This is a genomic window from Ralstonia sp. AU12-08, assembly GCF_000442475.1.
Lineage (GTDB): Bacteria > Pseudomonadota > Gammaproteobacteria > Burkholderiales > Burkholderiaceae > Ralstonia > Ralstonia insidiosa.
In genome coordinates this window covers 281616-294085 of the sequence record NZ_ASZV01000003.1, presented here as the reverse complement: position 1 = coordinate 294085, position 12470 = coordinate 281616, and the positions used below count along the sequence as shown (strand labels likewise).

Annotated in this window: 11 protein-coding genes; 7 read left to right on the top strand and 4 right to left on the bottom strand. The window is 65.0% G+C overall.

Going from position 1 to position 12470, the window contains the following annotated elements; all coding sequences use genetic code 11:
- Positions 1 to 154: 154 nt before the first annotated feature.
- The 6 genes from C404_RS32405 to cheZ all read left to right on the top strand — a co-directional run bounded on the left by C404_RS32405 (position 155) and on the right by cheZ (position 6235).
- Positions 155 to 2077 (top strand): methyl-accepting chemotaxis protein, encoded by a 1923-nt coding sequence (locus C404_RS32405; protein WP_021192840.1) that lies wholly within the window; start codon positions 155 to 157, stop codon positions 2075 to 2077.
- Between the two features lie 116 nt (positions 2078 to 2193).
- A complete protein-coding gene (locus tag C404_RS32400) occupies positions 2194 to 3084 on the top strand; it encodes a CheR family methyltransferase (protein ID WP_021192839.1) in 891 nt (296 codons plus the stop codon).
- Positions 3085 to 3173: 89 nt separating this feature from the next.
- Positions 3174 to 3791, top strand: coding sequence for a chemoreceptor glutamine deamidase CheD (cheD, locus tag C404_RS32395; protein ID WP_037010877.1), 618 nt, complete (start codon positions 3174 to 3176; stop codon positions 3789 to 3791).
- 24 nt (positions 3792 to 3815) lie between these two features.
- On the top strand, positions 3816 to 4943 hold the full coding sequence (locus C404_RS32390; protein ID WP_021192837.1) for a protein-glutamate methylesterase/protein-glutamine glutaminase: 1128 nt from the start codon (positions 3816 to 3818) through the stop codon (positions 4941 to 4943).
- Between the two features lie 228 nt (positions 4944 to 5171).
- On the top strand, positions 5172 to 5573 hold the full coding sequence (gene cheY / locus C404_RS32385) for a chemotaxis response regulator CheY (RefSeq protein WP_021192836.1): 402 nt from the start codon (positions 5172 to 5174) through the stop codon (positions 5571 to 5573).
- Positions 5573 to 6235 carry a protein phosphatase CheZ gene (gene cheZ, locus C404_RS32380; protein ID WP_021192835.1) on the top strand — a complete coding sequence of 221 codons (663 nt, stop codon included), beginning with the start codon at positions 5573 to 5575 and terminating at the stop codon, positions 6233 to 6235. The genes cheY and cheZ overlap by 1 nt, the downstream gene beginning before the upstream one ends.
- Positions 6236 to 6319: 84 nt before the next feature.
- Here the strand turns inward: cheZ and C404_RS32375 are convergent, their stop codons facing one another.
- The 4 genes from C404_RS32375 to C404_RS32360 form a co-directional block, all read right to left on the bottom strand.
- On the bottom strand, positions 6320 to 7417 hold the full coding sequence (locus tag C404_RS32375; RefSeq protein WP_021192834.1) for a formylglycine-generating enzyme family protein: 1098 nt from the start codon (positions 7415 to 7417) through the stop codon (positions 6320 to 6322).
- Positions 7417 to 9393, bottom strand: a complete 1977-nt coding sequence (locus tag C404_RS32370; protein WP_021192833.1) for an arylsulfatase — start codon at positions 9391 to 9393, stop codon at positions 7417 to 7419. Before C404_RS32370 ends, C404_RS32375 begins: the two co-directional genes overlap by 1 nt.
- Before the next feature lie 163 nt (positions 9394 to 9556).
- Complete coding sequence (locus tag C404_RS32365; RefSeq protein ID WP_031328739.1) at positions 9557 to 10330, bottom strand: hypothetical protein; 774 nt, start codon at positions 10328 to 10330, stop codon at positions 9557 to 9559.
- 62 nt (positions 10331 to 10392) lie between these two features.
- Positions 10393 to 10983, bottom strand: a complete 591-nt coding sequence (locus C404_RS32360; protein ID WP_021192831.1) for a hypothetical protein — start codon at positions 10981 to 10983, stop codon at positions 10393 to 10395.
- 265 nt (positions 10984 to 11248) lie between these two features.
- On the opposite strand from C404_RS32360, the gene flhB reads away from it, so the two are divergent.
- Complete coding sequence (gene flhB, locus C404_RS32355; RefSeq protein WP_021192830.1) at positions 11249 to 12412, top strand: flagellar biosynthesis protein FlhB; 1164 nt, start codon at positions 11249 to 11251, stop codon at positions 12410 to 12412.
- The last annotated feature ends 58 nt before the right edge of the window (positions 12413 to 12470 follow it).

The following is a 12470-nucleotide window of genomic DNA, read 5'->3' as shown; positions in this document are numbered from 1 at the left end:
CCTTCGGGGCAGGTTTTTTTTTGCCTGGGCTAGGGCCTGCTAAGGAAGGGGCGATCCCCCTCTGAAGTGGCATGACCCCGAGGCGGTTCTAAAGAGCCGTCCCCTAAGAACCGATAGCGGTTACAGGGGCATACAAAAAAGAGAGGTAGACAAGATGGGTTGGATCAAGCGTTTGCCGGTGTCCACGGTACTGACCGGCGGATTCCTGATCGTGGCCGCCATGGGCGCGGCCATCGGCGGGTTGGGCATTTATACGATTACGCAGTTGACCCGCGCCAGTGACGAGCTGGCGCAAAAGCAGATGCGTGCCATCACGCAGATGGGCAGCGCGGCCAACAGCCTTGCGCACGCCAGCCGTGCGCAGACGGCCTTGCTGATTGCCACCACGCTCAATGAGCGCAAGACGCTGAGCGACGAGATCAGCAGCAACATGCAGCGCCTGAAGGACGGCGTGGAGAATGTGCGTCCGCTATTTGCGTCGGATGAGGGCAAGAAGATGATCCGCGAGGTGGATGCCATCTACCCCGTCTGGAGCAAGCGCATGACGGATTTCGTCGCGCTGATGGACAAGCAGGGCCTGGACCCGACCCAGTTCGACAGTCGCGTCACCGCAGAAAACGTGGGCCTGCTGGACGACACGGGCGCGTTTGAGAAGACGCTCGACAAGATGGTCAAGCGCGTGGAAGACGTGTCTGCCGCATCTACCGTCAAGGCCCGTGAAGATGCGCAGCGCTCGCGCTTGCTGATGATGGTGATGGCCGCCGTGGGTGCGGTGCTGGGCATCGTGCTGGGGTTTGTCATTGCGCGCCGGCTGTCGCGCCAGCTGGGTGGTGAGCCGTCTTACGCCGCCGATGTTGCCCGCCGTATCGCGGGCGGTGATCTGGCCGTGCAGGTGCAGACCCGACCGGGTGACCGCAGCAGCATGCTCTTCGCCATGTCGCAGATGCAGCAGCAACTGACCGGCACCATCAGCAACATCAAGAGCTCGGCGGATTCGATTGCCAGTGCCACCAAGCAGATCGCTGCGGGCAATGCCGATCTGTCGCAGCGTACGGAAGAGCAGGCCAGCTCGCTGGAGGAAACCGCCTCCAGCATGGAAGAGCTGACCAGCATCGTGAAGCAGAACGCCGACAACGCCCGTCAGGCCAGCGTACTGGCCGGCAGTGCATCGGACATTGCTGTCAAGGGCGGCGAGGTGGTGGGCCGCGTCATCGAGACCATGTCGGGCATCAACGCCAGCAGCAAGAAGATTGCCGACATCATCGGCGTGATCGAGGGCATCGCCTTCCAGACCAACATCCTGGCGCTGAATGCCGCCGTGGAAGCGGCGCGGGCAGGCGAGCAGGGGCGCGGCTTTGCCGTGGTGGCCGGTGAGGTGCGCAGCCTGGCGCAGCGCTCGGCCACGGCCGCCAAGGAGATCAAGGAGCTGATTGGCGATTCCGTTGGCCGCGTGCGCAACGGCTCGGCACTGGTGTCGGAAGCGGGCGGGGTGATCGAAGAGGTGGTCGTTGCCGTCAAGCGCGTGACCGACATCATGGGCGAGATTTCCGCCGCATCGGATGAGCAAAGCTCTGGCATCGAGCAGGTCAACCAAGCCGTCAATCAGATGGACGAGGTGACGCAGCAGAACGCCGCGCTGGTCGAGCAGGCCGCCGCCGCCGCGCTGTCGCTGGAAGAGCAGGCGCACCTGTTACGCAACGCGGTGTCGGCGTTCCGTACCGATGCGTCTGCCGAACTGGCGGCACCCGTGAAGCCCCATCTGCCGGCCGAGCCCGCCAGGCCGGCAGTGCGCAGTGAAGTTCCCCTGGAAGGCAAGACGCAGATCGTGCGTTCAGTGGCCCGCGCGATTGCTTCGCGCAAGGCGGGGCAATCAGCCAAACCGGCACCGGCCGTTGCGGAAGCCCCGGCTCCCACCCAAGCGCCCGCCGTTGCGCTGGATCAAGGCGTAAAAGCGCCCCAAGAAGCACATTCCCCGGCTGCACCTGTGGTCGCGGCTGCTGTTTCGGTGGCCGTTGCAGCGCCAGCCCTCAAGCTGTCCGCCGCTTCTGCCGATGATGATGATTGGAGCACCTTCTGACGCCTCGCCTGGCCAGCATCACCAGCAACATCTGCGGCGCGGCACCAGAAGCCCGGTGCCCGCCAATCGACTGAAAGCGGGCGCCAAGACTCGCGCAATTACGGGGTAGTTATCTAATGGCACAAACGGCACAAACCTTGGCGCCAGTTTCGCCGACGCTCGCGTCGCGTGAGTTTTCGTTTACCGCGGCAGATTTCGCCCGCATTCGCGACCTGATCTATCGCCGCGTCGGCATTTCGCTGTCCGACCGCAAGAGCGAGATGGTCTATAGCCGGCTGGCCCGCCGCCTGCGCGTGGTCAACCTCGGCTCGTTCCGCGAGTACCTGGATGCGCTGGAACATGGCCACCTGCCCGACGAGTGGGAAGCCTTTACCAATGCGCTCACCACCAACCTGACCGCGTTCTTCCGCGAGCAGCACCACTTTCCGTTGTTGGCCGAGCACGCCAAGGCCAAGCGCACGCCATTCACCGTGTGGTGTTCAGCCTCGTCGACGGGTGAAGAACCGTATTCGATCGCCATCACCTTGGCGGAGACCTTTGGCTCGATGAATCCGGGCCAGGTGAGCGTGATTGCGTCCGACGTGGATACCAATGCACTGGCGCGCGCCCGCGCCGGCATCTATCCGATGGAGCGTGTGGCAGCGCTGTCCTCTGATCGTCTGAAGAAGTATTTCCTGCGCGGCACCGGCAAGCAGGAGGGCTACGCACGCGTGCGGCCCGAGCTGCAGGCCATGATTGATTTCCGCCAGATCAACCTGCTCGACCGCGATTGGCCGTTGCAACAGAAGTTTGACGTGATCTTCTGCCGCAACGTGATGATCTATTTCGATAAGCCGACGCAGGCCAAGATCCTTGAGCACTTCATCGACGTGATGAAGCCGGATGGCCTGCTGTTTGCCGGCCATTCCGAGAGCTTCCTGCAGGTGACCAAGGCATGGTCGCTGCGCGGCAAGACCGTATATGAAATCGCGCCCGAACTGCGCGCGAAGATGACGGGGGCGAAATGATCGAACTCGGCAAGAAGGCAACTGCACACGCAACCTTGCGCACCGCCGCCGACTCCGTGCGCAGCGACAGCGGCATGACGGTCGGTGCCATGGCGACGCTGGCCCAGGCTGCCGCCAGCACGCACGCGTATTACGACACCACCTTCAGCCGCCGCGCCATGAAGGTGCTGCCCGGTGAGTACTACGTCACCACCGAAGACCTGATGCTGGTGACGGTGCTCGGCTCGTGCGTGTCGGCCTGCGTGCGCGACAAGATTCTCGGCATTGGCGGCATGAACCACTTCATGCTGCCCTCGCGCAACGAGGGCGAATCGATTCTCTCGCCCTCCATGCGCTATGGCACGCACGCCATGGAAGTACTGCTCAACCAGCTCTACAAGGCCGGCGCCCGCCGCGAGCACCTGGAGATCAAGGTGTTTGGCGGCGCTGCCGTGCTGGCCGGCATGAGCACGCTGGATGTGGGCGAGCGCAACGGCAAGTTCGTGCTCGAATTCCTGCGCAACGAAGGGCTGGCGGTGGCCGCCAAGGACCTGTTCGACGTGCATCCGCGCAAGGTGTACTTCGTGCCCTCCACGGGCCAGATCATGGTGCGCAAGCTCCGCTCGCAAAGCTCCGCTGCCGAACTGGACAGCGAAGCCCAATACGCCAGCAAGCTGTCGAAGTCCATTGCGACGAAGCCCACTTCGCGCCTGCAACTGTTTACGTAATTCCTGACCTTGCCCCCCGAAAATATGAACGACAAACGCAAGATTCAGGTGCTGTGCATCGACGATTCGGCACTGATCCGCAGCATCCTGAAGGAGATCATCAACAGCCAGCCCGACATGGAAGTGGTGGGGGTGGCGCCCGACCCGATCATCGCGCGCGACCTCATCAAGCAGACCAATCCGGACGTGCTTACGCTGGACGTCGAAATGCCGAAGATGGACGGCCTCGACTTCCTGGAAAAGCTCATGCGCCTGCGCCCGACGCCGGTGGTCATGATCTCGTCGCTGACCGAGCGCGGCTCTGAAGCCACGCTGCGCGCGCTGGAGCTGGGCGCGGTGGATTTCGTTGCCAAGCCCAAGCTGGGCATGCGCGACGGCATGAACGAATACGCCGACCAGATTGCCGACAAGATCCGCGCGGCAGCCCGTGCCCGGCTGCGTCCGCGCGCGGCGGCACCCGTGGCCCACACAACTGCTGCGTCCCACGGCGCACACGTTCGCGCGGAGCACGCCCCGGCCGCCCCGGTGGCATCGGCACCGGCCCGTACCCATTTCTCGTCGACGGAAAAGCTCATCATCGTGGGCGCTTCCACTGGCGGCACCGAGGCCATCAAGGATTTTCTGCTGGAAATGCCGCCCGACTGCCCCGGCATCCTGATCGTGCAGCACATGCCGGCGGGGTTCACCACGTCGTTCGCCAAGCGGCTTGATGGCCTGTGCCGCATCCGCGTGAAAGAGGCCGTGCACGGCGAGCGTGTGCTGCCCGGCCACGCCTACATCGCCCCGGGCGACATGCACCTGTCGCTGGGCCGCAGCGGCGCCAACTACGTCACCGAGCTGGACCAGGGGCCGCCGGTCAATCGCCATCGCCCGGCAGTGGATGTGCTGTTCCGCTCCGCCGCGCGCAATGCCGGCGCCAACGCCTTGGGCGTGATCCTGACAGGCATGGGTAAGGATGGCGCGGTCGGCATGCTGGAAATGCGCAACGCGGGCGCGTATAACGTCGCCCAGGACGAGGCCTCGTGCGTGGTCTACGGCATGCCCAAGGAAGCCGTGGCCCACGGTGGCGTGCATGAGGTCCTGCCGCTGCACCAGATCGGCCCGCACGTGCTGGCCAAGCTGTCGGCGCATGGCCGTGTGACGCGTGTGTAACCGGCCCACGATCCTTCTGCGCGACCCGATCTTGGCCCTGTGATGCTCGCCGTACCCGTGTAAGGCTGCCGGGTTGGCCAACTCGTCAGGCCAACCTCGGGCCGCTCGCTACGGATCGTGAACCGGTTCCTTGGCTATGTGGCGCTCAAGAAACGGCTCCTGGCGCCGATAAGATTGCCAAGGAAGCCCGAAACCCCCCATTTCAGTTAGTTTGCGGAGATTGTGTCCATGGACAAGAGCCAGTACCGATTCCTCGTCGTCGACGATTTTCCGACGATGCGCCGGATCGTGCGTAACCTGCTCAAGGAACTCGGTTTTGCCAATGTCGACGAGGCCGAAGATGGCGCCGCCGGCCTGGCCAAGGTCAAGGAAGGCCGGTTCGATTTCGTGATCTCGGACTGGAACATGCCCAACATGGATGGCCTGCAGATGCTGCAGAGCATCCGCGGCGACGCCAACCCGGTTATCAGCAAGCTGCCGGTGCTGATGGTGACGGCTGAAGCCAAGAAGGAAAACATCATTGCCGCCGCCCAGGCCGGTGCCAACGGCTACGTGGTCAAGCCCTTTACCGCTGCCACGCTGGACGAAAAGCTGGGCAAGATTTTCGAGAAGATCGAAAAGGGGGCGTGATGAGCGAGATGCTTGATGGCGCCCTCGCGCCAGCCACAGAAGGTGTCGACCACGGCGACATGCCGGAAATGCTCCAGCGCATCGGCCACCTCACGCGCATGTTGCGTGAAAGCATGCGTGAGCTGGGCCTGGACAAGGGCGTGGAGAAGGCCGCATCGGCCATTCCCGACGCACGCGACCGCCTGAACTACATCGCCAATATGACCGAGCAGGCGGCGACCCGCGTGCTCAACGCCATCGACGCGGCCCGCCCGGTGCAAGACGCGCTGGAAACCGATGCCCAAGCGCTGGTCACCCGCTGGCAGTCGTGGATGGACCGCCAACTGGGCGACGACGAGATCCGTGATCTGGTCGGCCAGACCAACGGCTTCCTGCGCAGCGTTCCGGAAAAGACGCGCGACACCAACCAGCAGCTCATGGAAATCCTGATGGCTCAGGACTTCCAGGATTTGACCGGCCAGGTGATCAAGAAGGTGCTGGATGTCGTGCAACTGATTGAAAGCCAGTTGGTTGGCATCCTGCTGGAGAACGCACCCGAGCATCTGCGCACGGAAGCGTCGTCGACGTCGCTGCTGAATGGTCCGCAGATCAATCCGGACCACCCAGACGTGGTCGGTAGCCAAGAGCAGGTGGACGACCTGCTGGAAAGCCTCGGCTTCTGAGCATCTGAATCGGCTGTCAACGCTCCCCGTTTGCTGCCGGCGCCCGCCAATTTGGCGGGCGTTTTCATTTCCGGAGGCGGTGTTTCAGTCGCGCAGGATCGTTCTGAACCCGATGTGTGCGGCGGGCAGGTCAGCCTCCTGTGCCTCGCGTGCCGAGGCCCGATAGCGCACGCAAAAGTCCGGCGAGCACAGGAACGAGCCCCCCTTGATCACCGTCGGCCGATTCGGCTGGCTGCCATTGCGGCCAAACAGTTGCGGCTGGTCCAGCGCGGCTACGGCGCGCGTGTCGCCGTTTGCATGCGACTGGTGCGGGCCGGTGTACGCATCGCGCGTCCATTCCCACACGTTGCCGATCATGTCGTACAGCGCGAAGCCGTTGGCCGCATAGCAGCCGACCGGGCCAATGCCGGCGCGGCCATCCTCCGCCGTGTCGAGCACGGGAAAGATGCCCTGCCAGTAGTTGGCACCGGGTTTGCCGTTGCCATCGCGCGGTGCCTTCTCCAGGTCGGCACCGTCTTGCCCGGCTTTGCCGGCGTATTCCCATTCCGCTTCAGTGGGTAGGTCGTGGCCGAGCCAGTGTGCATAGGCCAACGCATCGGCCTGTGTGACCCGCGTCACGGGCTGGTTGTCGACATCGACGAGCTTGCTGTCGGGCCCGGTCGGGTGCCGCCAGTCTGCGCCCTTGACCCAGCGCCACCACGCGTACGGGCGCGCCTGCAACTCCGCCGTGTCCGGCACGTGAAAGACCACCGCGCCACCCTGGCGCTCGGCGTCGGTCACGTAGCCGGTGGCGGTGACGAAAGCGGCGAACTGCGCGTTGGTGACTTCCGTCTGGTCGATCCAGAAGCCGCCCACGCGGGTCTTGCCGGCGCCCTGAGCGGGGCGCTCGTCCGGGTAGCCGAGCGTGGTGCCAAAGGTGAAGCTGCCGCTGCTCACATGCACCATGCCGGCACGTGTGTCCTGGCGCCAAGCGGGCGGCAGGCCGGCGTAGCGGCCGCAGGCTTCGCTGGTGCCCAGCGGCAGGCGCGGTGCGGTGTGCGCGCTGACCACGTTGGCTGCATTGGCGACAAGCGGTGCCGCCATGTTGCCGCCGGCTGGGTGCAGCAGCGCGGTGCCGGCGGCTGCCAGCGCCGCGCCCGCAAGCACCCAGCGCACGCGCTTGTGCGTGTTTGCTGCGCGCATCAGTAGAACCCACGCGGGCGCAGGGGCTCCACGCCGCCGACGCTGTTCATGTACTGCTGCCATTGCTGGTACAGCGTGGCCGCCACATCCGGATATTGCGCAGACACATCGGTGGTCTCGCCGCGGTCCTTGGAGATATCGAAGAGCTGCCAGTGACCATCCGCCACGCCCAGCGGCGGTTCGGTCCACAGTGCCTTCCAGCGGCCGTCAGCACTGCGCAGGTAGGCACGGCCGTACGACTCGTCACCAAAGGGCTGGGTGTGGATCGGGCCTGCATCCGCAGATTGCTGGATCGACGCCAGTAGCGACACCCCCGTCACCGGATACACCGCGCGGTTGCCGTACTGCACCTTGCCCTTGTTCTGGTCGACGCCGTTGCCATCCACGGCGGGTTGCGCCGGTGTGCTGGGCGGCGTAATGCCGGCCACAGCCAGGAAGGTGGCGGTGTTGTCCGTCACGTGCGTGAAGCGCGTGATGGGCGGCAGCGCCTGGGTCTGGCCCGGCAGGCGCACGATGGCCGGCACGGAGACACCGCCTTCGGCTGCATGGCCCTTGACCAGGTTGAACGGCGTGGCACTCACCTCGGCCCAGCGCAGGCCGTATTGCAGGCGTTGCGCGGCAGACAAGCCGTTGTCGGAGCCGAGCTTGGAGTAGACCGGGTCGGTGGCATTGGCTTCATCGGTGGCCTTCGGGTCTGCGCCCGAGTCGATCGGCCAGCCTTCCGCGCCGTTGTCCGACTGGAACATGATGAAGGTGTTGTCGTACTCGCCAATGTCTTTCAGGTGCTGGATCAAGAGGCCGATGTTGTAGTCGAGGTTCTCGACCATGCCGGCGTAGATCTCCATGTAGCGCGCCTGCGCCTTGCGCTCCAGCGGCGTGAGGTCGCTCCACTTCTTGTTGACGTAGCCGGGGCCGTAGTCGGTATAGCCCTGCGCGGGGCCGTGGTTGGCGTTGATGTAGCGCGCGTTGGCCGTGCCGTTGTTGGGCGAGGCCGCCGGGCGCGTGGTCGTGCCGGGCAGGCCGGCAAACGGCGTGAAATCGGCCGGGATGATGCCCAGCGCCTTCTGCCGCGCATTGCGCGCGTTGCGGATGGCGTCGTAGCCCGCGTCATAGCGGCCGGCGTATTTGTGCAGCCACGGGTCCGGTACCTGCAGCGGCCAGTGCGGCGACGTGTAGGCCGCATAGGCGAAGAACGGCTTGCCGTCGCCCTTGTGCGAATCGATGTAGCTGATCAGCTTCTGCGTGTAGAAATCCGTCGAATAGAACACCGCCGGGCTGCCGCCGGTGCCGCCCGGTTGTCCCGGCTGGCCGGGTTGCACGTAGACGCCGTCTTCCGTGTAGTTCTTGGCGTTGGCGTTCTCATGCCCGAAGTGGTTGGCGGCTGCACCCGGCAGCAGCGCGTACGAGCGCTCGAAGCCCCACTGGTCAGGCGTCTTGCCCAGGTTGGCCGCGCTACCGGGAATGCCGTTGCCCAGGTGCCACTTGCCGGCCATGTAGGTGTGATAGCCGCCGTCCTTGAGCAGTTGCGCGACGGAGAGCGAGCGGTCGTTCAGATAGCCCTCGTAGCCGGGCAGCCCTGCGCGCTCGTCATTGGGCGCGCCCATGGTGCCTTCGCCCACGAGGTGGTGATCGGTGCCCGAGATGAGCATCGCGCGCGTGATGGCGCAGACGGTGCCGGCGTGGTGGTTGGTCAGCAGCCGGCCTGATTGCACGAGGGCATCCAGGTTGGGCGTGTCGATCTCCCCGCCCATGGCATGGATGTCGGAATAGCCGAGGTCATCGGCCATGATGTAGAGGATGTTGGGCTTGCGCGCCGGTGTAGTGGGCGTGCTGCTGTCGGCCACGGTACCGGCAGATGTACCGGGCGGCGCATCACTGCCGCAGGCAGTGAGTGTGGCAATGGCGCCGGCAAGCAGCGCAGCCAGCGCACGTTGATGCAAGGGCAAGGCAGGGGAGATGGCTCGGTCGGGTGACATGACGGTTGGTCCGTTCTGGTTTGAAAAGAACGGGTCATGCTATGGACGCACCCGGTATAAGGCGACGAAGTTTTCCGCAGGTCGATATGACGTGGCAGGCGCTTGCCGCTGCCATGCAGGCGTGCGGCGCTATTGCGAACCGCACGTCTGCTCAGTCCTGCGTTCAGTTGCGTGCTTGTTGCGATACCTGCTGCAGGATCTGGCCCGCCGCGCTGTAACTCGCGTTCATGTAGATCTTCGCGAACGAATGGCCCAGCACGTCAGACAGCGGGTGCCAGCCGAGCGAGTAGTTGGCGGGCAGCACCGTCTGCACCAGGCTCAATGCGCCGATCACCGTATCGGAGGTCGACGTCAGATAGGTCGACCCCGGCAGTTGATAGCGCGCCGCGTTCCCCACATTGACCGCGCTGATCTTGCCCTGCGCCTTGTCCGGCCCCGTCACCAGCAGGTTGATCTCGAAGTTGGTGTACAGCGTGCCCTGCGAGTGGCCGACCAGCACGACCTTGCGCTGCGCCTTCAGATAGTTGCGGTACTGGTTCAGGTGGTCCGGCAGCTCGGGAATGTCGTTCTTGGTAAGGAGGTCGATGTACTTCTGCTGGAGTGCCGCATTCATGCCGCTGGCCGGCAAGCTGTTGCCGTCGATGGCGCGCCAGAAATCGGCCGGGCTCGATCCTTCTACGCTTTTCTGTTTGAACACCTGGTAGATGTCGCTTAACGCGCCTTGTGTGGCGTTGTAGGCGTTTCCGTAGAGGTAGGTGTTGTTCTTGTCGCGGGCGTTGAGCTGGGTCTTCAGCACCTGCAGGCTGGCAACCGCATCGTCAAACGTGTTGTTGATGCCGTTGACGAACACGATGGCCGACCCGGGGGCAGCCGCCAGGACACTCAGGGGCGCGGCGAGCAGCGAACCGGCGAGCACGATGGGGGCAAGTCTCTTCATCTTCTTCATGCAGCAGTCTCCTTGGTGCGTGGTGAGGGCGTGGGTGAAGTCAGGCGGGAAACTCAGTTCGGCAGCGTGGCCGGATCGAAACTGCACGAGGCGGCGCCGGGGTCGTCAAAGTACTGGCCGCCGGCCAGCGACTGGAAGCGCAGATAGGCCATCGTGTCGCTGTCGTTGTCGAGCATGACGGCGCGTGCGTTCTTGATGCGGTCGAGCATCGTCTGCTGGTCGACGCCGGTCCTGGCGAGCACACCCGGGCCCAGCGCGCAGGCGATGCCCCGGGCGATGTCGTTGCCGGCCAGCTTGGCGTCGTGCGGGCCGCGCACGTCGTTGACGGCCTCGCTCCAGCCATAGGCGATCTGCGTGAGGGCCTGGCGGGTAGCGGCGGAGTTGGGGTACTCGCGGGCGAGGTAATCGGTAAAGCGGGGCGGCAGCGGGCGCTCGGGCGGCGGCGGTGGCTTGTCGGCGGACGCAGCCTGGGGTGGTTGCACGCTGGCGGGGGGTGGGGCGGGCGTGGGTGGCGTGGCCGCAGCGGCCTGCTTTGGCGGATCGGCCGGCGGGGCATCGGCGGCATCGGCCGATAACAGCCGTACCCCCGCAAACACCAGGACTGCCGTCGCCAGGATGGCCCCGGCCTTGACCTGCCACCGCATATCCCCTCCTGCATGACGAGGTTGGACTGCCCGACGTACCGTATGCGCCGCAGTGCATGTGACTGCGGCGCATGGTAGTGGCCGGTGGAGGGTGTTTTGTTAAGCCAGTGTTATCAAGCAGCTGTTTTGAGACTTTGGCCGTTGGGCGGCGCGGGCCGGTCATTCCACGGAAAAAGCCTGCCTGAGGCGGTTTTCTCCACGCTTTAGCAAGCGCGAGGTGCCGGAATAATGCGAGCGTCTACCCATCCATCCCTCGCATCCCGGCATGTCCGAAGAAAGCGATCTCGAAAAAACCGAACCCGCCTCTCCGCGGCGCCTCGAGCAGGCGCGCGAAGAAGGCGACGTTCCCAAATCACGGGAACTGGGTTCGTTCGCCCTGCTGGCCGTCAGTGCCGGCGGGCTGTGGGTGATGGGCGAGTCGATCGTGCGGGCCGCGTCGTCGTTTCTGGCGCGCTGCCTGGAGTTCCACCGCTACGACTACACCCGGGCGCAAGACCAGTGGATCTACATCAGCGCGCAATTCACGCCGCTGGCCACGGTGCTGGGCGGGCTGGTTCTCATGCTGGTCCTGGCCGCGCTCACGCCGCTGGCGCTCACGCGCGGGGCGATCTCGTTCAAGCCGCTGGAGCCGGACATCTCGCGCCTGTTCAAGCTGCAGGGTTTGACGCGCATGTTCTCGGTGGAAGGGCTGCTGGAGTTGCCTCGGCTGCTGCTCAAGCTGGCGATGGTGGGTGGCGTCGCCTGGGGGCTGATCCTGCACTACCGGGGCGAGTTCATGGAGCTGCCCCAGCAGGACCTGCGCGCCGCCATGGGCGATGTCATGCACGTGGCCGGAGTGGCGTTTCTCTGCATGGCCGCGGTGATGCTGCTGGTGGCCGCCGTGGATGTGCCGCTGGTGCTGTGGCAATACGCCCGCAAGCACCGCATGACCAAGGAAGAAGTGCGCAAGGAGCACCGCGAGTCTGAAGGGGATCCACACGTCAAGGGCCGCATCCGCAACCTGCAGCGCCAAGCGGCCCAGCGCCGCATGATGGCCGACGTGCCCAAGGCCGACGTGATCGTCACCAACCCGACGCACTACGCCGTGGCGCTGCGCTATTCCGAAAAGGAAGGCGGCGCACCGCGCGTGCTGGCCAAGGGCGCCGACCTGGTGGCGGCCAAGATCCGCGAGCTGGGCACCGAGCACAAGATCCCCATTCTGGAAGCCCCGCCGCTGGCCCGTGCGCTGTATCGGCATACCGAGATCGGCCACCAGATCCCGGAGGCCCTGTATGCCGCCGTGGCTGAGGTGCTGGCGTATGTGTATCAGCTGCGCCGTATGCACCAGGTGGGCGGCCGGGCGCCAACACGGCCGACCGATCTGCCGGTGCCGGCGGAGATGGACCCCGGCCCGCAGGCCGGCCCAGAAGACGCCACTGACGACGCCTAAGGGATCAGCGGGATCGGCAATCCCAGCGTTGATGCTTCCGCCGGTGAGGCCCCGACGG